General features: G+C 59.9%; 13 protein-coding genes. 10 read left to right on the top strand and 3 right to left on the bottom strand.

Going from position 1 to position 20,379, the window contains the following annotated elements; translation table 11 throughout:
• Window positions 1–56: 56 nt before the first annotated feature.
• Entirely contained in the window at window positions 57–2,036 is a 1,980-nt protein-coding gene (locus PSTU_RS0100085) for a DEAD/DEAH box helicase (protein ID WP_029404524.1), read from the bottom strand.
• Window positions 2,037–2,314: 278 nt separating this feature from the next.
• On the opposite strand from PSTU_RS0100085, the gene uvsE reads away from it, so the two are divergent.
• Window positions 2,315–3,343: a UV DNA damage repair endonuclease UvsE gene (uvsE, locus tag PSTU_RS0100080; RefSeq protein WP_019339009.1), complete on the top strand. Its 1,029-nt coding sequence runs from the start codon at window positions 2,315–2,317 to the stop codon at window positions 3,341–3,343.
• Between the two features lie 239 nt (window positions 3,344–3,582).
• Here the strand turns inward: uvsE and PSTU_RS0100075 are convergent, their stop codons facing one another.
• Both PSTU_RS0100075 and PSTU_RS0100070 read right to left on the bottom strand, forming a co-directional pair.
• Complete coding sequence (locus tag PSTU_RS0100075; RefSeq protein WP_019339008.1) at window positions 3,583–3,858, bottom strand: hypothetical protein; 276 nt, start codon at window positions 3,856–3,858, stop codon at window positions 3,583–3,585.
• Between the two features lie 203 nt (window positions 3,859–4,061).
• The gene (locus tag PSTU_RS0100070; RefSeq protein ID WP_019339007.1) at window positions 4,062–5,195 is read right to left on the bottom strand and encodes an aminotransferase class V-fold PLP-dependent enzyme; all 1,134 of its coding nucleotides are present in this window, start codon (window positions 5,193–5,195) and stop codon (window positions 4,062–4,064) included.
• A gap of 620 nt (window positions 5,196–5,815) precedes the next feature.
• On the opposite strand from PSTU_RS0100070, the gene PSTU_RS0100065 reads away from it, so the two are divergent.
• From PSTU_RS0100065 to PSTU_RS0100025, 9 genes are all read left to right on the top strand, one after another.
• On the top strand, window positions 5,816–7,516 hold the full coding sequence (locus PSTU_RS0100065) for a glycoside hydrolase family 5 protein (RefSeq protein ID WP_019339006.1): 1,701 nt from the start codon (window positions 5,816–5,818) through the stop codon (window positions 7,514–7,516).
• A 228-nt stretch (window positions 7,517–7,744) separates the two neighbouring features.
• A complete protein-coding gene (locus PSTU_RS0100060; protein ID WP_019339005.1) occupies window positions 7,745–8,833 on the top strand; it encodes an endonuclease/exonuclease/phosphatase family protein in 1,089 nt (362 codons plus the stop codon).
• Window positions 8,834–9,034: 201 nt separating this feature from the next.
• Window positions 9,035–12,982 (top strand): trifunctional transcriptional regulator/proline dehydrogenase/L-glutamate gamma-semialdehyde dehydrogenase, encoded by a 3,948-nt coding sequence (gene putA, locus PSTU_RS0100055; RefSeq protein ID WP_029404521.1) that lies wholly within the window; start codon window positions 9,035–9,037, stop codon window positions 12,980–12,982.
• 253 nt (window positions 12,983–13,235) lie between these two features.
• A complete protein-coding gene (locus PSTU_RS0100050) occupies window positions 13,236–14,450 on the top strand; it encodes an MFS transporter (RefSeq protein ID WP_029404520.1) in 1,215 nt (404 codons plus the stop codon).
• Between the two features lie 56 nt (window positions 14,451–14,506).
• Complete coding sequence (locus PSTU_RS0100045; RefSeq protein ID WP_019339002.1) at window positions 14,507–16,480, top strand: TonB-dependent receptor domain-containing protein; 1,974 nt, start codon at window positions 14,507–14,509, stop codon at window positions 16,478–16,480.
• 54 nt (window positions 16,481–16,534) lie between these two features.
• Window positions 16,535–17,572 carry a FecCD family ABC transporter permease gene (locus PSTU_RS0100040; RefSeq protein ID WP_019339001.1) on the top strand — a complete coding sequence of 346 codons (1,038 nt, stop codon included), beginning with the start codon at window positions 16,535–16,537 and terminating at the stop codon, window positions 17,570–17,572.
• 2 nt (window positions 17,573–17,574) lie between these two features.
• Entirely contained in the window at window positions 17,575–18,618 is a 1,044-nt protein-coding gene (locus tag PSTU_RS0100035; protein ID WP_019339000.1) for a FecCD family ABC transporter permease, read from the top strand.
• The gene (locus PSTU_RS0100030) at window positions 18,618–19,484 is read left to right on the top strand and encodes an ABC transporter ATP-binding protein (RefSeq protein ID WP_019338999.1); all 867 of its coding nucleotides are present in this window, start codon (window positions 18,618–18,620) and stop codon (window positions 19,482–19,484) included. Before PSTU_RS0100035 ends, PSTU_RS0100030 begins: the two co-directional genes overlap by 1 nt.
• Window positions 19,481–20,379: iron-siderophore ABC transporter substrate-binding protein (locus PSTU_RS0100025; RefSeq protein ID WP_019338998.1), on the top strand; the 899-nt coding region annotated here is incomplete at its 3' end. The genes PSTU_RS0100030 and PSTU_RS0100025, both read left to right, overlap by 4 nt.

The raw sequence follows: 20,379 nt of genomic DNA, 5'->3' as shown, positions 1-20,379 counted from the left end.
GTCAGTGCATTTGTGACCCCAGCTGCGGACGGCTATCGCCCGCTAATCGGCCTGGCTCACCGCTTCTTGCGTTGGTCTGCCAGCAGCCGTGTCGCGCCCTGGGCTTTCTGGGTGTACCAGAGTACACGGCTGACGCCTCGGGTGATCGCCACGTAGGCCAGGCGCAAACTCTCGTCGGCCATCGCCTGGTCATAACTGTTACGGAAGAAACCTGAGTAGGCATACAGCGCGTTTCGCAAAGGATGGCGCTCGGCTGGCAGACAATCGTCGACGATGATCGCGACCTCTGCCTGCAGGCCCTTGGCGCGATGAATGGTGTAAGTCTTGACCGGCAGCTTGCGGTCCAACTGCGCCTCGATGGCCCGCAATGGCTCGTTGCGCCGGCTGAGTACCAGCACCGCGTTGCGGTCAGCATTCGGGCGAGCGGCAACATGTTCGCATTGGGCCTGGATCTCGCGGATCAGCTCCGGCAACCGCGTCTTCACATCGAAGCGGGTTATCAGTTTCACGCCATGATCACCCGGTTGTGTCGCCTTGGCCGCCTGGCTGACCTTGGCCTGCTTGAATGTCACCCCGCTCAACACGGCTTCACCATCGCGGATGACGGGCTCGATTGAACGGTAGTTGGTATTCAGCAGCAGCACCCTGCTCTTCTTCGATGCGCCGCGGCCAGGGAAGTATTTGTCGAAATCCATGAACAGCTCCGGCGAGCTGCCGCGCCAGCCGTAGATCGACTGCCAGTCGTCGCCGATGGCCATCAAGCTGACGGCCTCGCCCTGGCTTGACAGCGCACGGTGCAGCGCCTGCAGCCACTGTACGATTTGCGGTGAGATGTCCTGAAATTCATCGATCAGCAAGTGGCTGAACGGCGTCAATGCCGCGGACGGCACGCTGCGGTCGGACGCCGCAAGACGCTGGGTCAACGCTTGAAACGCGCCGTTGAAGGTGGTCATTCCCTGAGACGCGAGCAATGCCTGGAGATGCTGCCAGAACAGCACCAAGGCCTCGCTGAAGGTTCGCTCAGCCGATTGACCCTGCAGCCGGCTGGGCTGCATCTGGTCGATGCGGATACCAATGCTTTCGATAAACCCGGCTTGTACGTAGAACGCTTCGAACAGCGGCACTGGGGTGAACTCGCCAGCCAGCTTGAACGCGTCCAGGGGCGCCTTTGGCACGCGCTTGTTAACCTCTGGTGGCGGCAAGCGCAGCAGCTCGTGAACCAGCACGCGAAAGCGCTCTTCTTCGGCATAGCAGGTCTGATAGGCCTGTTTGAGCAGTCGCTGCTGGGCCGGCCGCATACGCGAAGCGGTCAAGGGGTTATCCAGTTCGAGAGGCGAGGCACCCTTTTCGTCCAGTTGCTCGAACCAGACCGGCTTGCCGAGCACATCCCTGGCCATCGCAGCCATTGCCGAATGGAACGTTCTCACGCACTGCCGCGCGCTGGCCGGATCGAAATCGAAATTCCAGAAACCCAGCACCCGGATCAGTTGCTCGCGCAGTTGGGCGCAAGATGCGTTGGTGAAGGAAATGACGGTCAGCCGTTCTGGCGCGATGCCCAAATGGCAGAGCATGAACACCACACGCAGCACCAGGGTGGTGGACTTGCCCGAGCCGGCGCCCGCAAAGATGCGCGTCACCGGGCTGTCTCCGAGGATCATTGCCCATTGCTCATCCGACGGCGTGCAGATCACGCCAGCCTCTACCGCGCGACCGACACGAAGACGCATTGCCTGAATCTGCTGCTCATCGACCGTCAACTTAGCCGGCCCATAAATCCCTTCACTGGTCGGTTTGCGAGCTTTTGCGCGAGGCTTGCCTGGAGTAGCTGCCGCCGCAGGGGACTTGATCGTCCGACCGATCTTCGCCGTTGCACCTGGCTTTTTGCCCGTGCGCTGCAAGGCTTGCTTGGCAGCTGCGTTCGGCCAGCGCCGCAACAACAGTTCCTCTTCCGATTGCAGATAAGCTGAGGTGCGAGGGAAACAACGCGCCAAGGCACCCGAGACCAGGAGCTTGTAGCGTTTGACGGCAGAAAACATCGAAAAACCAACCAGAGCATCAACAGGTGGTTGATATGGTACGGGTTTTTCACCGCTGGCTGCCTGCCGAGCGAGCAGTGGTCGCGGCGATGGCCCGACGCTTCGCACGGGCCAGGACACGGATGCACCCATCGGCAGATGTATTGGCTTTACGGGTTCCGTTCGAGTTGTTGCGGTCGACTGTTCATCAGGTCCATGGCACGCCATGTACTTCCGGGGTACTAAACAAGACATTCACTTGCAGCGGCTACCAACCGCGCCGCCCGGCATAGGTCGTTATGTACAAGATCGGTTTTGCCTGCATGTACCGTCACCCCGGCCACAGCGAGTCGCTGAAGGAACTGGAAGCCATCGAGCGTGCGTTCAATCCGCGCTCGACCACGTTGCGTTGGCTCAACAGCGTGTCGCAGGAGGTCGCGCGCGAGAAGCTGAACGGCATCATCGAACACAACCTGGCTGCGCAGTTACGCATGCTCGATTACGTCGAGACCTTGCCACTACCGCTGCGCATGTTGCGCCTGAGCAGCGACTTGCTGCCGTTCTACAGCCATCCGGAAGCAGCTGACTTCTACCGCCAGCCCGAAGTGCAAGCGAGGATGGAAAAAGGCTTTGCGCTGATCGGCGAGCGCGCCCGAGCAGCCGGAATCAGGCTGTCGCTGCACCCTGGGCAATATTGCGTGCTCGGCTCTGACAAGCCTCAGGTCGTCGAGAACAGCCTGGCTGAGTTCGAATATCACGCCGACATGATCCGCATGATGGGCTTCGGCCGGCAGTTTCAGGACTTCAAGTGCAACGTGCATATCGCGGGTCGCCTGGGCATCGACGGCATCCGCAGCATCTGGCCGCGACTCTCCACCGAGGCGCGCAATTGCATCACCTTCGAAAACGAGGAAAAGACCTACGGCGTCGACGACTGCCTGCAACTCGCCGACCTTGCACCCGTGGTCCTGGACATTCACCACTGCTGGATCAATGAGGACCGCTATATCGACCCACAGGACCCGCGCGTCGCACGCATCATCGACAGCTGGCGCGGCGTACGGCCAGCCATGCATTACTCGCAGCCACCCGAAAGCCTGATGGAGCTAGGGTTCAGCATCGATGGAAAGCTGGAAATACCTGCACTGCTGCAAAAGGTCAGCAAGCGCGATCTCTATAGCCACAGCAAACGCATGTGGAATCGCTGGACTAATCTCTATGCCCGTGAATTCCTCGATCGGTTCGACATGATGTTCGAGGCCAAGGACAAGAACCTCGCCACGTTGGACTACTACCGTGATTTCCTAGAGGGGCGCTCAACCCATTAGTCATCACTGCCCGGTTATACGCATTGACAACGTTGCCGGAGAACACGGGCTTCCCTGCGGTAGGTGCTATCGAGACATTGAATGACGAGACCGGCGATGAGGTGGCCAGCTTGGCCAAGCATGATGTCCGGAAACGCCGCGAACCGTAGTGGCTAAGCTGCAGCGGTAGGAAGGCAGCGGAGATCGAAAGGAGTTCTATCCTGCGCGAACCGCACGGGTCAGCGCAGGACGGCAAGTGGTCAGGAATTCCTTGGTTGAATGTCATGCTCCCGACGTCTGGCCAGCATGTCCGCAGCAATCAGAGCCAGCAACGGCAGCACACCAACCTTGAGGCCCAGCTCCCATGATCCGAGGAACCCAATCAGTACCGCTCCTACAACAACGATGGTAGCAATGCAGTGTGCGCAAAAGCGCCACAACTCGAGTGCAACGACCTGAGCATTCTGGTTGTTGGTCATAGTTAGCCCCTCTTTCTTGTTGTAATAAGCTTTGTACAATTTCAGCGTAGTCAGCATGACGGCTCGTGCAAACACATTTTTGTTTCAGGAATGTGTCTATCTCGCAGGTTTCAGCCCTCTCTATCTACCCCAGGGACCGTATTCGCGAGGGCTCCGGCATGCGACATGGCTCAATAACAGGTCTGCGCGGCCGTCTCAACTCCTATCCATTGGGCGACGAGCGGTCTCGATCTCGTCGGAACCGCTCTACTAGGCGTGACCTAGACGGCAACAATCTGATCGAGGGCGCGCTGCAGAATATTTAACGTCCGATCAAGATTCTTCAGCTTCTCGAGGCCAAACAGCCCCATCCGGAAGGTCTGGAAGTCCGCAGGCTCATCACACTGCAGCGGGACACCCGCGGCGATCTGCAGACCTTGCGTGGCAAATTTGCTGCCGTTCTTGATATCGGCATCGTCGGTGTAACAGACCACCACGCCGGGCGCTTCGAACCCTTCGGCAGCCACGCTTTTGAATCCCTTCTGAGCCAGCAATGATCGGACTCGCTGCCCGAGCTCCAGTTGCTGCGCACGAACGGTTTCAAATCCGTATTCGCGAGTTTCCAACATGACATCGCGAAAGCGCGCCAAGGCGTCGCTCGGCATGGTGGCGTGATAGGCATGGCCACCCTGCTCGTACGCTTGCATGATTTGCAGCCACTTTTTCAGGTCGCACGCAAAGCTGCTGCTCTGTGTCGCCTCGACGCGTGCTTGGGCAGCCTCGCTGAGCATCACCAGCGCGCAGCAAGGTGAAGCACTCCAGCCTTTCTGGGGCGCACTGATCAGCACATCCACGCCGCTCGTCTGCATATCCACCCAAAGCGCACCGGAAGCGATGCAGTCCAGAACGAACAGACCACCCACCGCGTGGACCGCGTCGCTGACTGCGCGCAGATAGCCGTCAGGCAGGATGATCCCCGAGGACGTCTCCACGTGCGGAGCGAACACCAGATCCGGCTTTTGGGCGGCAATGCTCGCGACGACTTCATCGATTGGCGGTGGCGTGAATGCGGCTTGCGCAGCCTGATTCACCGGGCGCGCCTTGAGCACAGTCGACCGTGCAGGAATACGGCCCATGTCGAATATCTGCGTCCATCGATAGCTGAACCAGCCGTTGCGGATCACCAGACAGTTGCGGTCATGCGCGAGCTGGCGCGCCACGGCTTCCATGCCGAACGTGCCACTGCCTGGAACAATCGCAACTGCATGGGCGTTGTAGACAGACTTCAGCGTGGCCGAAATATCGTTCATCACGCCCTGGAAGGACCGGGACATGTGGTTAAGCGACCGGTCCGTGTAGACGACTGAATATTCGATCAGCCCATCGGGGTCGACGCGAGGGTATAGCTCCGACATGGAAATCACTCCGCAGATAGAGACCTGGCTTCGACCCTGCCCGAAGCATCAGTGCTTTACAAGCACAACCAAAGCCCCTTCAACCTCGTCCCTGTCGTTGATAAAACATGGATGCAGGGCTGCTGTTCCGCTGGGTTCGCCTGGTGTGCGCCGCAATCATTTAAGCAGATTTGGAATAGTTCAAAATAATTCTTACCGTTTATCGGATTTAACTTCGTCATCAAAGAGAGACAGCGTTAACGGCGAATTCAAAAAAATGACGCCATCATCACTGCAAGCCTTGTCTGTAGCGGGTTTCAGGCGAGCGCTTGTTAATCATCAGAGCGGCGTTTAAATATCAAATTGCCACTAACTAACAGATAGTCTGTTTTTTGGCGCCTTGTTTAAGTCGCTGTTTGTTTAATACATTGTAAAAATAAATTATAACTATCAAACGAAACGGACAGCTCTCGAAGCGCCTTTCGTTTTCCATTGGTTCGTTCTGTATGTGGTCTCTCGTCTGCCTTTGCAGCACCGCTTATTGATCAACCTCCCTGTCACTTCATCGAAGCTGATGCTTCGGTGTTCATGATCACGGTGAGCCGATGTTTACCTCCATTTCCAGAGCCTGTAGAGGCTCAATGCCTGCAATCGCACTGTCTGCGCTGTTGGGCTTTCTCCCTGTAACCAGTGTTCACGCCACTATCGCCGCTGATACCGGCGTATCAGGCATGTCCTATTCGGCGCTGATCAACAAGTTCACCAACAGCTACTGGCTGAACGGCTCCTGGCGTGCCTCGGCAGGTGTATCGGTTGCCGCAACACAACAAAACATGGCCGCATTTCGAGTCGGTACTTCGGTGCAAACGGCAGACGGCCAGATTCGTACGGTTACCGCGCTCAAACCTGCCAGCGGCGCCCTGACCGTATTCATGAACGGTACGGTGCTCGACGGCAATCTGGTTGGCTATCCCAACAGGCTCCGCGTGAGCACAGTGACCAGCACACCGCTGGCGTCAGCCGAAACGAGCCCCGCACCGGTCTCCTCACCGACCCATACGGCGCTGATCAACAAATTCACCAACAGTTACTGGCTGAACGGCTCCTGGCGTGCGTCTGCCGGCGTTTCTGTCGCTGCGACTGCGCAGAACAAGGCAGCCTTTGCAGCCGGCGCATCGGTGCGCACGGCTGACGGCCAGGTACGCACTATTACGTCGGTAAAGCCTGCCAGCGGCGCGCTTACAGTGTTCATGGATGGCCCCGCGCTTGATGGCAATCGCATCGGCTATCCGAACAAGCTCAGCCTGGTAGCGGCTCCGACCGTCCTGCCAGCCGCACCTTCGGCGCCGATAGCCGAAGTCACGTTGCCGGCTATCGAACCGGTACAACTGGTCGGTGTTGCCCTGTCTGGTGCGGCCTTTGGCCCTTCGGTTCTGCCAGGCAAGCATGGGACCAATTACATCTATCCGGCGGAGTCCTACTACAAGAAATACGCCGAACAGGGCTTGAAACTGGTGCGGCTGCCGTTCCTCTGGGAACGCATCCAACCACAGCTGGACACCGACCTCGACAGCGCGCAACTGGCGCTGCTCACTCAATCGCTCGACTTTGCCCACAAGCATGGCGTCAAGGTCGTGCTGGACATGCATAACTACTACCGCTACTACCGCCAGCCAATAGGTTCCGAAACGGTCTCGATCCAATCGTTTGCCAACACATGGAAGCGCATTGCGTTGAAAGTCGGCAAACATCCGGCACTCAGCGGTTACGGTCTGATGAACGAGCCGAACACCAAGGGACTCTGGCCGCAAGCCGCGCTGGCAGCCGCCAAGGAAATCCGCAAGGTCGACCGGACCAACTGGATCTACGTTGCCGGTGATCGGTTCTCCAGCGCCTGGCACTGGCCGCAATCGAACACCCAACTCATCGCTGACCCATGGATGCGCGACCCGCAGAACAACCTGATCTTCGAAGCCCACATGTACCTGGACCGAGACACCTCGGGCATGTACGCCGACAAGACCGAAACATTCGCGCCTGAGCTCGGCATCAATCGCGCCAAGCCTTTCGTGGATTGGCTGCGAATCAACAACCTGCGTGGATTCATCGGCGAGATGGGCGTGCCCAACTACGCACCCGATGCGATCGTCGCGATGGATAATCTACTCGGCTATCTTCGCGAGAACTGCGTTCCGATGACCTACTGGGCCGCTGGTCCATGGTGGGGCAACTACATTCTTGCTCTGGACATTGCAGGAGGCGCCGAGCAACCCCAGTTGGCGGTGCTGAGAAAGCACGCTGCGACCGCGAACAGCTGCGCAGCCATTGGCGAACCGATGTAACCTCGAGCGGCAGTCCACTCCAGAGAAGGCCTGACACATTCTGAGTGACAGGCCTTTTTTGTTGGTTTTGCCGGAGCGCCCTCAGGCGGCCTCCGCCCGCATTCCATTCCTTCCATCGGAAAGCAGGCGGAACCAATCCGCGCCTCGACGGGACGAATTTGTTATGCCTGCTCTCAGCTACCCGAACGGCCGATATGACATCGCGCCGAACTGCACCGAGGATCGGTCATGACGGAAGGGATCTTGTTGGCGGCGACTGGCCTGCTGGTCGTGCTGACTTTTCTACCACTGTGGAAGAACCCGGTCTGGTGGGTACGCGGGTTGGATTTCCCGCGATTGCAACTGTGCGTACTCGCCTTCACATTGCTGTTGGCCCAGGCACTGTTGCTGCCCTATTCCGAACCGTTTCAGGTCCTGATCAGTGGATTGGTGATCCTCTGCCTCGCCTATCAGGCCTGGTGGATCATCCCGTACACCCGCTTGTGGCGCCCCGAGGTGAAAACCGCTGTTCCCAACGGCGACAAACCGCGCATACGCGTCATGGCGGCCAACGTCCTGACGCCGAACCGCCGGACGGAGAAGCTCAAGGCACTGGTCCAAGAGCATCGTCCCGATGTGCTGGTCACGCTCGAAACGGACCAATGGTGGGAGGACCAGCTCGAGGAGCTGACCGCAGAATACCCTTACACCAAGCGTTGCCCGCTGGACAATCTCTACGGCATGCATGTCTGGTCCCGCTTGCCGCTGGAAAACGCTGAAACCTGCTTTCTGGTCGAGGACGATGTGCCCTCCATGCATGCCAATGTCCGCCTGAATGACCAGTTGGCGATCCGCATGCACTTCCTGCACCCAGCCCCGCCGAGCCCCACGGAGAACGACGAGTCGACCGAGCGTGACGTCGAACTGCTGGTCGTCGCCGAGAGTGTTCGGGACGATCTACACAGCGCCCCGGTGATCGTCACCGGAGACCTCAACGACGTTGCCTGGTCAGCCAACACGCGCCTGTTTCGCAAGATCAGCGGCCTGCTGGACCCACGGGTCGGTCGCGGCATGGTCAACAGCTTTCACGCTCAGCACTGGTTTCTGCGCTGGCCGCTGGATCACCTGTTTCATAGCCATCACTTCCAATTGGTGCGCATCCAGCGTCTCCCCGAGTTCGGCTCCGACCATTTCCCGGTACTGGTCGAACTGCAATACGAGCCGGCGCCCGAGCAACAGAGCCTGCAGGGCGACGCGGAAGACGAAGATGAAGCAGAGGATAAGATCCGCAAGGAAGGGGTCAGCGTGTCCGACGTGCCGGAGCCGGAAAAACGCTGAACAGGGCGGCGCAAGATTCGCTCATCGTCGGCGCATTGAGCACGGTACTGCCAATCGCCTGATGCGCCGGACAAAGCACAGCAAGGGTCTACGCTGAGGAGATACAGCTAGATGAGCCGCCCGCGCTTGTCTATCGGTGGCAATGACCGGGGCAGACTGCTGCCAAGGTATTTCGCCCACCTCATCTCGGAGGACAGTTACATGGTCACCAGCACGCTGGATATCGCGCTCGACGAGGCAACCCGCGATCGACTAGAGGTGACCGCCAGCCGGTTTAAGCGTCCGCCGCAGTGGGTGATCGAGCAAGCACTGCTCCGCTATCTTGATCAGGTCGAAAGCGAGGCTAACCAGTCTGACACTGAGCCACTGTCGCACGCCGGCCATGACCAGACGGCCAGCATCACGCCTGACAGCCAGCCGTTTCTTGAGTTTGCCGAAAGCATCCTGCCGCAGTCGATACTCCGTGCTGCCATTACCGCTGCCTATCGCCGTCCCGAGCCGGAGGCGTTGCCGATGTTATTGGAGCAGGCGCGCCTGTCACCGGACAAGGCCGAAGCGAGCCACCAACTCGCGCTACGTATCGCCGGGAAATTGCGTAATCAGAAAAGTGCTGGCGGACGTCAGGGTCTGGTTCAAGGGTTGCTGCAGGAATTCTCCTTGTCGTCCCAGGAAGGCGTGGCCCTGATGTGCCTGGCCGAAGCACTGCTCAGGGTGCCGGACAAAGGCACGCGCGATGCGTTGATCCGCGACAAGATCAGTACCGGCAACTGGCAACCGCACCTGGGCAACAGCCAATCGGTGTTCGTGAACGCCGCTACATGGGGTCTGATGCTCACCGGCCGATTGGTGGCCACGCACAATGAAACCAGCCTTTCTTCGTCACTGAATCGCTTGATCGGCAAAGGTGGCGAACCGCTCATCCGCAAGGGCGTGGACATGGCGATGCGGCTGATGGGCGAGCAGTTCGTTACCGGTGAAACCATCAACGAAGCGCTGGCCAATGCGCAAACCATGGAGGCCAAAGGATTCCGCTACTCGTATGACATGCTCGGCGAAGCGGCGCTTACCTCCGCGGACGCACGCCGCTATCTGGCATCGTACGAACAGGCGATCCACTCCATCGGTATGGCATCGCGCGGTCGCGGGATCTACGAAGGGCCCGGCATCTCGATCAAGCTCTCGGCACTGCACCCACGCTACAGCCGTGCGCAGTACGACCGGGTGATGGAAGAGCTCTACCCGGTTCTGCTGTCACTGACACAGCTGGCGCGGCACTACGACATCGGTATTAACGTCGATGCCGAGGAAGCGGATCGCTTGGAACTGTCCCTGGAGCTGCTCGAACGGCTCTGCTTCGAGCCTTCGTTGGCCGACTGGAATGGCATCGGCTTCGTCATCCAGGCGTACCAGAAACGCTGTCCCTATGTGGTCGATTTCCTGATCGACCTGGCCAAGCGCAGCCACCATCGTTTGATGATCCGCCTGGTCAAGGGCGCTTACTGGGACAGCGAAATCAAACTGGCTCAGCTCAACGGCCTCGAGGGCTACCCGGTCTATACCCGCAAGGCGTACACCGATGTGTCGTTCATTGCCTGTGCGCGCAAGCTGCTTGCCGCGCCAGAAGCCATCTATCCGCAATTCGCCACACACAATGCGCATACCCTGGCCGCGGTTTATCACCTGGCCGGGCAGAACTACTACCCCGGTCAATACGAGTTCCAGTGCCTGCACGGCATGGGCGAGCCGCTTTATGAACAGGTCGTGGGAAAGGAGGATGGACGTCTCAACCGGCCTTGCCGCATTTATGCGCCGGTCGGCAGCCATGAAACCCTGCTGGCCTACCTGGTGCGTCGCCTGTTGGAAAACGGCGCCAACACCTCCTTCGTCAATCGCATTGCCGACAAGAGCATCTCGCTAGAGGAACTGGTAGCCGACCCGGTGACGACGGTCGAGCAGATGTTCGCCTCAGAAGGCACGCTCGGCCTGCCGCACCCGCGGATTCCATTGCCCCTTCACCTCTATGGCGAAGGCCGTCTCAACGCCTGCGGTATCGATCTGTCCAACGAGCAAAGGCTGGGCTCGCTTTCTTCCGCCTTGCTTGCCAGTGCACGCCGGCGCCTCACCGCCACGCCGTTGCTCGGCTGTGACGCCGTTTCGACGAACCCTGCCGCGCCATTACTCAACCCCGCTGATCACCGGGACATCGTCGGTCATGTGCAGGAAGCCAGCGAAGCGGATGTGGACAACGCCCTGCGCTGTGCCCTCGACAGTGCCAGCGCCTGGCGAACCACACCGCCAGCAGAGCGCGCCGCGGCATTGGAAAAAGCTGCGGAATTGATGGAACAGCGCATGCAGCAGCTGTTGGGGGTGCTTATCCGTGAAGCGGGTAAGTCGTACGCCAACGCCATTGCCGAAGTGCGCGAAGCCGTCGACTTCCTGCTTTTCTACGGCGCCGAGGTGCGTGACAACTTCCATAACGACACTCACCTCCCGCTCGGCCCGGTGGTCTGTATCAGTCCGTGGAACTTCCCGTTGGCAATCTTCACTGGCCAGGTCTGCGCCGCGTTGGGTGCAGGCAACACGGTGCTGGCCAAGCCAGCGGAGCAGACACCCTTGATCGCCACGCTGGGCGTGCAGATCTTGCATGAAGCTGGAATTCCGAAGGGCGCCTTGCAACTGCTGCCGGGACGCGGCGAAACCGTCGGTGCACAGCTGATCGCCGACGAGCGCATCCGCGGCGTGATGTTCACCGGGTCCACTGCGGTCGCTTCGATCCTGCAGCGCAGCCTCGCCGGTCGCCTGGATGAGCGCGGTCGAAGCATTCCCTTGATCGCCGAAACCGGTGGCCAGAACGCGATGATCGTTGATTCGTCGGCATTGGCCGAGCAAGTGGTCATGGATGTCATGGCCTCGGCTTTCGACAGTGCCGGTCAACGCTGCTCAGCCCTGCGAGTGTTTTGCATACAGGAGGATGTCGCCGAAAGAGTCATCGGCATGCTCAAGGGCGCCATGGCCGAAGCACGCATGGGTAACCCGCAGCGCTTGTCAGTGGATGTCGGCCCGGTAATCGATGCCGAGGCGCGCGACAACATCGAGCGACACCTGCAAGCCATGCGCGACAAGGGGCGTCGCGTGCATCAGTTGGCCCGTGTGGACGAGAAGGAGTGCGCCCACGGCACCTTCGTGACGCCTACATTGATTGAACTCGAACGCCTCGATGAGCTGCAGCAGGAAGTCTTCGGCCCGGTACTGCATGTGTTGCGCTACCGCCGCACAGAGCTGGACCAGCTGTTGGGCCAGATCAACGCGGCGGGCTACGGATTGACCTTGGGCGTGCATACGCGTATCGACGAAACCATCGCCAAGGTCGTCGACCGCGCCAAGGTCGGCAATCTCTATGTCAACCGCAACATTGTCGGCGCGGTCGTCGGGGTGCAGCCGTTCGGCGGCGAAGGGCTTTCCGGTACCGGACCCAAGGCCGGTGGCCCACTGTATCTGTATCGCCTGCTGTCAGAGCGGCCGGACGACGCGCTGTTGCGCGCGCTCGACTTCGGCGGTTCTCCTGCGCAGCCTGAAGTGCGTCGTTCCCCCGCCCAGGTCGATGCCGCCACGCAGTTCCAGGACTGGGCCCGGCGAAACGGCCGGGAAACAATTGCGGCGTTGTGCGACCGTTACGCCAGTCAATCTCAGAGCGGCACCACGCGCCTGCTCAACGGCCCCACCGGCGAACGTAACAGCTACAGCCTGCTACCACGTGAGCATGTCCTGTGTCTGGCAGATGACGAAGGTGACCTGTTGATCCAGTTGGCTGCGGTATTGGCCGTTGGCAGCGAGGCGGTGATGGCGGATCTACCGTCAGTGCAAGCACTGCGCGGCACGCTCCCGCAGGCGGTTCAGGCCAGGATCACGCTGACACCGGATTGGACCCGCGACGCGACGCGTTTCGATGTTGTGCTGTACCACGGCGGCCCCGACCAGTTGCTGGACATCAGCCAGCGGCTGTCGCAACGCAGCGGCCCGATTATCGGTGTACAGGGAATGGCCAGCAGCGATACCGACATTCCTCTGGAGCGTCTGTTGATCGAGCGAGCGCTGAGCATCAATACCGCGGCGGCGGGCGGCAATGCCAGCCTGATGACCATCGGCTGACCGGCTGCATTGGCGGAGAAGGTCACGGGCTCGCTGGTTGGGTCTCGACATGCCGGTCGACCGAACCCACCCACTCCGCCACGAAACAAGCCGCCGCAAGTCTGCGGCTTGAACATGTGGGCTGCGGTTTGGCGCGTTGCGAGCAACAACCGACATCACCCAATTACGATAATGCGAACGATTTGTGTTTGATATAGCGTTAAGCTTGTCTTAGGATGCAGCCCGCCTGTCAAAACGAGCGTGCCACCATCCGATGAAAGTTGCCGTCCAGACAAGGATCGCCGTTCACCTAGCGATGCTGATCAACATGCTGTCCATTGGCAGCCTGATGATGGTCATGCCGCTGGGGCCGGATCTTGTGCGCGAGCTCGGTATGGAGGCTAGCCACATCGGCTACATCAGCGGCGGCGCAACCTTGGCTGCCGCGTTGAGCGGATTCGCCAGCGCACCCTGGTTGGATCGTTTCGACCGCAAGCGCGCACTCGTCGCCCTCCTCGTTTTGCGCTTTCTGCTGCTGCTCAGTTGTGCCTGGGCGACCGGGCCCAACCAACTGATTGCGATTTTCGTATTGTCCGGCCTGGTGGCCGGACCGATGGGCGCAATCCTGATGGCCACCATGCTCGACCTGATACCGCCTGCAGAGCGCGGTCGTCAGCTTGCCTATGTCGGAATGGGCTTCTCACTTGCTGCGATCCTGATCATTCCATTGGCATTGGAATGCTCGATTCGCTGGGACTGGACTGCTCCTTTCTTCCTGTTGGGCGGCACAGGGCTGCTGCTGGCATTGCTGTGCCAGTTTTGGCTTCCCAAACCCGTTGCCGTTGAGCGCCCGAAAGCCTCGGTCAAACCGCTGCTGGCTTCGCGCCTCTGCCTGGTCGCGCTCGGCATCACATCACTGCAAATGTTTGGGCACTTTCTGTTGGTGCCGCACTTCGCCACTTACTTCGAGTTCAACCTGGATTTTCCCCGTCCGCATCTCGGTCTGCTGTATCTGCTCGGCGGCGTTGCCAGCCTTGCGGCCATGCGGGTCGGTGGCGCCTGGATCGATCGCGGCAGCGCGGTAACAGTGGTGCTTGTCAGCAGCGGCTGCCTCTCGCTGGTGACCCTGCTCGGGTTCGCCGTCCCGATTGGCATCTCCCTCTACATCATCTTCACGCTGTTCATGGCGCTGAGCGCCGTACGCACCAACAGCACCATGACCATTGCTGCAGGCGTTCCGCACGCTCACCAGCGAGCAGCGTTCATGGCCTTCCAAGGAACCGTTTCGAACATCGCAGCCGGGCTCGGCAGTTTGTTCTCAGCGCGCTATCTGGGCGAAGGCCCTCAACACCGGGTGATCGGCTTCGAACAGCTAGCCGCACTCTATGCGCTGGCGGGCGTCTTGGCGGGTCTCGGCGTGCTTTACCTGCTGCATGGCATCAGACAGCGCGACATGTGCCTCACCTCAACCAAACAACAGGCGGGTTAACCCGTCGCGGATACGTGATCAGTCCTTTCGACCCTCGAGCAGCAACGGAGCATGCTATGTCAATCGCACTAAACCGGGGTATCAGCCGTCCCCGTCACCTATCCCTGACCATCCTGGCCAGCCTTATGCCGCTTGCCGCATTCGCGGCCGAGCCTGTTGCTCTGGAGCAGCAAGTCATCACCGCCACCCAGACGTCACACAGCGAGCTCAGCGCGCCGGCCAGCGTATCGGTCGTTACCCGCGAAGAGCTCGAGCAGCGTCCGGTGTACAACCTGGCCGATGCGGTGAAGTACCTGCCTGGCGTCCAAATCAACCCCTCCTCGACCTATGGGCGCAAAGAGATCAAATTACGTGGCCTAGACGCGGATTACACACTGCTTCTTGTTAACGGACGCAGGATCAACTCCCGAGATGTGTTGACCTCCGAATATGCCAACGATTTTGATCTTTCTTCGATCCCCATCGCGGCAATTGACCGAATCGAGGTAATCCGCGGGCCGATGTCTTCGCTGTACGGAGCCGACGCTATCGGCGGTGTGGTGAATGTGATCTTGCTGCAACCGAGTAGCCAAACTAGGGCTGGAGTGGCCTACACCTACGAGGCGCCCACCGAGGGCGATTCAGGTGATAGCCACAAGGCCAGCGGGCACATAAGCGGCGCGCTGATCGAAGACAAGCTCTTAGGTAATCTGATTGTTGAAGGCGTCGACCAAGCTGCTTGGCGCTCTGACCAAACCGTGTCACCAGACGCGGATGCTGCAGAGAACCGCCAGGCCGGAAGTATTTACGGCTCGCTAAGCTGGTTGCTTGACGAGCGGCAGGCCTTAGACATCGATATCACCCATCGGCAGGATGATCGCGTTGCAAACTGGTATCCCGGTCTGCGTTACGGGGTTGTTCAAAACGATCAGGAGATGGAACGCACCAGTTTTGGACTCGCGCACAGCGGTCGCTGGGATGGCTTCAACAGTCGACTGCGCTACTACTATGAGGATGTCGAGCTCACCGATGGATCCGCGCTAATGACTCGATTCAACGGCAACGTGGTTGGGCAGGCGGAACAGCAGAATCATACGGTCGACGGTCAGCTCAGTGGAATCGTTGCAGGCCAGCTATTGACCGTCGGTGCCGAGCGCCGTCGAACCGAGTTCAGCCACAACCAGAACCTCGGAACAGAGACCAATGTTGATCAGTATGCAGTCTTTCTTCAGGACGAGTTTTCTCTCGGAAATTTAGACGTGACGCTCGGAGGACGCTGGGATCATCACGAGGCGTTCGGTAGCGAGTTCAGTCCGCGCGCATACGGTGTCTATAACCTAACCGACAATTGGGTCATCAAGGGCGGGGTCGGCAAGTCGTTCAAGGCACCTGCGATTTATCAGTCTGATGAGACTTACAGCGTCGCAGCATGCCAGGGTTTCTGTCGCGTCAAGGGCAACGCGCAACTAAAGCCCGAGACCGCCATCAGCTACGAGCTGGGCACGCTATACCAAAACGGCGGTTTCGAAGCGGGTGTCACACTCTTCCAGACAGAAATTGATGACATGATTGTCAGCGACCGGTGGCGTGCGGGATACCGCCCAAGCCTGATGACCTACAGCAATATAAGTACGGCGCGGGTGCGCGGATATGAGCTTTTAGGCCGGTATGCTTTCGACGAAACACTCGGCCTGCGTGCGAACTACACCTATTCTGATGCCGAGGATCGCGAGGCTGATGCCCCGCTAAACAATACCCCGCAACACATAGCTAATATCGGGCTCGACTGGCGAGCATTGCCGGCGCTCGCGCTAAACCTGGATTACCAGTATGTCGGGAGCCAATGGCTGTCTACTCCCGCCGGCGGTGCCCAGGAAAGCGGGGCATTCCACGTGTTGAATCTTGGTACTCGCTACCAGGCTACTCCTCAACTGGCACTCAACGCCGGCATGAACAACCTGAACAACGAGAAGCGCGACGACGTCGCCCAGTCCGTTGATCACATCCTCATGGGCCGTACGGTGTTCGTTGGCTTCAGTTACGACATCTGACCCGCGCTACACCCCGGCAGCTCGCTGCCGGGTTCAGGAGTTTGCTCAAAACCAATGATACGAACTGATTCGACCTTCCCTGGCTACCAGCAAGCGGTCCTCGTTACGGGGGGCGCGCTTCTGCTGGCTTTGCTGGTGATCTCGATGAGCACCGGCGCGGGTGTCTACGGCGCGGTTGAAGTGCTGCACTATCTGCTAGGAGACCAGCTGGCCGTGGCGGATGAAAAGCTCGCCATGGTGGTAGAGACCCTGCGCATGCCGCGTACGCTGGCAGCGCTCGTTGTGGGCGGAAGTCTTGCCATCGCCGCCTCGCTGTTGCAAAGCGCGACACGTAATCCGCTGGCCGAACCCGGTTTGCTCGGCGTGAATGCCGGCGCAGTACTGGGTCTGGTCATCGGCCTCATTTTCTACGGCGTCGAATCGACACGGGGCTACCTGCTCTGGTCCGGTGCCGGTGCCCTGCTGGGCAATCTTGTGGTACTCGGCATCGGCCTCATGCTGGGCCAGGCCAGCCCGCTGAAACTCATTTTGGCCGGCGTGGCGCTGGCTGCGATATTCGGTGGTCTTTCGAATTTCATGCTGCTGTCGACACGGGTGGCGTTGGAGCAGTTTCGGTTCTGGAATCTGGGCTCCCTCTCGGCTACCCGGCTCGATGCGGTGGGCACCGTCACGCCCATCGCACTGATAGGCCTGGCGCTCGCTGGACTGCTGTGCCGACAACTGACCCTGATGCAGATGGGTGATAGCCAGGCCCGGGCCTTGGGCATTCACACCACCTGGGTACGACTGGGCGTATTGGTCGCGTCGACCTTGCTTACCGCCTGCGCGATCTCCTTAGCCGGACCCGTTGGCTTCGTGGGGTTTTTGGCTGCGTATTGCGCTCGCTTGATTGAGCCGGTCGCCCTGCTCCGACAGCTGCTGTTTTCGACGCTGTTCGGCATGCTGTTTTTGCTGGCAGCTGATGTTCTGGCCCGCTGGCTGTTGCAGCCCTTCGAGCTGCCCGTCGGAACTTTGCTGGCCGCGCTCGGCGCGCCGGCGCTGATCGCTATCGTCTTGCGCGGTGGATTCCGCTCTCTGTTGGCGGTGAGGTAAGAATGGAATCAACCAATCCCAGTGGCGTATGGGCGCTACGCATAGGCGGCCTGAGCCTGCTGCTGCATCGGCGCAACTGGCTGATGTGTGGCCTGATGACCCTGTTGCTTGCCGTACTGGCTACGCTGGCGATCAGCCTGGGCTCAGGCAAGATGGGCCTACAAGATGTGATTGCCACACTGCTCGGCAATGGCAGCAAGCTGCACGACATCATGGTGTTCAAGATCCGTATGCCGCGGGTGGCAGCCGCCATCGTAGCCGGTCTCGCCATGGGCATGGCGGGCTGTCTGATACAGACACTGGTACGCAACCGCCTGGCGACACCAGACATGATCGGTGTAAATGAAGGCGCTTCGTTAGCAGTAGTGGGCTTTTCACTGTACCTGACGCTGGGTAGCTGGCCCTGGTGGGCTTCACCGCTGGGCGCGGTGCTGGCCGCTGTGGCGCTATTCACCCTGTGTCGGCGCCCCGGTGAGCAAGGCTATCTGTTCATTGTCATCGGTATCGCACTATCGGAGTTGCTTGGCGCGATCGGTGACTTCGCGATGTCCACTCAACCGCTGGTGCATCTGGGCAGCCTCTATCTCTGGACCATGGGGCACTTCGCTGGCGTCAGCTACCAGACCGTCAACCCAATCGCCATGGTGCTGCTCGCGCTATGCCCGCTGATGGCGTTGGTCAACCGCCCACTGGCCTTGCTGCGTTTTGGTGACGCCACAGCGCAAAACCTGGGCATCCGGGTGCCGCTGGTGCAGCTCGGTGTTTTGGGCTTGGCCATTCTAGTGGCCTCGCTGGGTACAGCGATTGGTGGGCCAGTAGTGTTTATCGCCATGGCAGCGCCCATTCTGGCGTCGTGGCTAGCGCGCGATAATCTAGCCCCGCTCTGGCTATCGGCTCTTTGCGGAGCGGTACTGCTGGTGGGCAGTGACACCCTGGTTCGGGTACTGGCGCAGCCGGAAGAGATCCCCACCGGCATCATGACACGACTACTTGGGGGCATCCTGCTGCTGGCATTGCTGCTCAAGGACAGACGAGGAGCTGACTGATGACGGTATTGAGCGTCGAACACCTTCATTTCGCCTATCAGGACAAGGTGGTCCTGGACGATCTCTCCTTCTCGCTCCCCAAGGGCCGGTTGATCGGCATCGTCGGGCCCAACGGCAGCGGCAAATCCACCCTGCTCAAGCTATTGGCGCGTCAGCTTCCGTTGCAACGTGGCGAAATCCACGTGCATGGGCAGTCGCTTTCCAGTTACTCGATGAAAAGCCTCGCTCGTCAGCTGGCGTTTCTCCCCCAGCGCCCCGTGATGGCCGAAGGGATTCGTGTCGAGCAGTTGGTGCAGTACGGCCGGCATCCACATCAAGGCTGGTTCAACCAGTGGAGCGATGAAGATGCGCGCCAGGTCGCCCGCGCTCGTACGGCCATGCAGCTCGACGCTATCTGGCATCGCCAGGCCTCTTCGCTCTCTGGCGGGCAGGCGCAACGTGCGTGGCTGGGCATGATCCTGGCGCAGAACACCGATCTGATTCTGCTCGACGAGCCCACCAGCGCACTGGATATCGGCCACCAGGCCGAAGTCATGGAGGCAGTCCACCGAATCGCAGCCGAAGGCCGTACGGTGCTGATCGTCATCCATGACCTGGGCATCGCCGCGCGCTATTGCGATGAGCTGATCGCGCTTTCCGATGGGCAGATTCAGGCCATGGGCCCAGCACGCGAGGTGATGACGAAGGCACTGGTGGACCGCCTTTATCGGACCGAGGTGGACATTTTGCCGGCGCCAGGTGACGGCGCCCCGGTGATCGTCCCACGTCGCCGTTCGCTCGCAGCGTCTGCGCCTCTCTCCTCTGCACCATCAGCCACCCGCACCCCGCCGGTGCTTGAATCCGTTGAAAAGGACACGACCCAATGATGAAACGAACCCCCTGGCACTTCTCCATTGCACTTTTAGCGGGGCTGATGACCCTCAGTGCGCAGGCCGCCACCCGTGAGGTGGAAGATGCGTTCGGTAACACCGTTACCGTGCCAGCCACGCCTGAGCGGGTTGTCACCCTCGACGAGATTGATCTGGATACCGCCCTGGCGCTGGGCGTGACGCCGATAGGCACAGTCAACGGTCGCGGCCAAGCTGCACCACCGCGCTATCTGGAAGGCAAGGTGCCATCCGGCATCAAGGTCGTTGGAGATCTGGACAACCCCAACCTGGAAACGCTGCTGGAGCTGGAGCCGGACCTGATCCTCACCGGGCCGGTCAAGCCAGAGCAGTTGGCGATTTTCAACGAGATCGCGCCCACGGTAGTAACCTTCAAATGGGCGGAACCTTGGCGAGCCAGCATGCAGCGTACGGCGCACGTCCTGAACAAGGATGCTGAAGCCAAGGCCTTTCTGGACCGTTACGAGGCGCGGGTAGCCGAAGCACGTGAGCGTCTGAAGGACCATCAAGGCGAGACGTTCAGCATTGTTCGCTGGAACCCGAAGGGTCCGTCCTACATGTTCAAAGACGCCTTCTCCAGCACCGTCGTTGAAGATATCGGCCTGGTCCGCCCAGCTCATCAGCAGGATCCTGGCCATACCCACTCCATGGCGCTCAGCCTTGAATCGCTTGAACTGCTGGATGCGGACTGGCTGGTGATCGGCACCCTGGCTACCAGTGGTGAAGCCGTCGAGGCGCTCCGCCAAGCGGAAGAAACTCCGGCGTTCCGTCAGCTTTCCGCGATTCAGGCCAAGCGTTTCGCCGCCGTCGATGGATCCTTGTGGACCTCGCTGGGTGGGCCGATGGCTGCTCTGCAGGTGATCGAAGATGTAGA

This window comes from Stutzerimonas stutzeri SDM-LAC (assembly GCF_000235745.1).
In the GTDB taxonomy this organism is placed as follows: domain Bacteria; phylum Pseudomonadota; class Gammaproteobacteria; order Pseudomonadales; family Pseudomonadaceae; genus Stutzerimonas; species Stutzerimonas stutzeri_H.
This window is presented reverse-complemented; position numbering and strand designations above follow the sequence as displayed.

What these genes read in the sequence shown, in the direction of transcription:
- PSTU_RS0100075 (WP_019339008.1), bottom strand. Translation starts at nt 3,858, where the DNA reads ATGCTGACTACGCTGAAATTGTACAAAGCTTATTACAACAAGAAAGAG.
- PSTU_RS0100040 (WP_019339001.1), top strand. Translation starts at nt 16,535, where the DNA reads ATGATACGAACTGATTCGACCTTCCCTGGCTACCAGCAAGCGGTCCTC.
- PSTU_RS0100070 (WP_019339007.1), bottom strand. Translation starts at nt 5,195, where the DNA reads ATGTCGGAGCTATACCCTCGCGTCGACCCCGATGGGCTGATCGAATAT.
- PSTU_RS0100030 (WP_019338999.1), top strand. Translation starts at nt 18,618, where the DNA reads ATGACGGTATTGAGCGTCGAACACCTTCATTTCGCCTATCAGGACAAG.
- PSTU_RS0100035 (WP_019339000.1), top strand. Translation starts at nt 17,575, where the DNA reads ATGGAATCAACCAATCCCAGTGGCGTATGGGCGCTACGCATAGGCGGC.
- PSTU_RS0100065 (WP_019339006.1), top strand. Translation starts at nt 5,816, where the DNA reads ATGCCTGCAATCGCACTGTCTGCGCTGTTGGGCTTTCTCCCTGTAACC.
- PSTU_RS0100050 (WP_029404520.1), top strand. Translation starts at nt 13,236, where the DNA reads ATGAAAGTTGCCGTCCAGACAAGGATCGCCGTTCACCTAGCGATGCTG.
- PSTU_RS0100060 (WP_019339005.1), top strand. Translation starts at nt 7,745, where the DNA reads ATGACGGAAGGGATCTTGTTGGCGGCGACTGGCCTGCTGGTCGTGCTG.
- PSTU_RS0100085 (WP_029404524.1), bottom strand. Translation starts at nt 2,036, where the DNA reads ATGTTTTCTGCCGTCAAACGCTACAAGCTCCTGGTCTCGGGTGCCTTG.
- PSTU_RS0100045 (WP_019339002.1), top strand. Translation starts at nt 14,507, where the DNA reads ATGTCAATCGCACTAAACCGGGGTATCAGCCGTCCCCGTCACCTATCC.
- putA (WP_029404521.1), top strand. Translation starts at nt 9,035, where the DNA reads ATGGTCACCAGCACGCTGGATATCGCGCTCGACGAGGCAACCCGCGAT.
- uvsE (WP_019339009.1), top strand. Translation starts at nt 2,315, where the DNA reads ATGTACAAGATCGGTTTTGCCTGCATGTACCGTCACCCCGGCCACAGC.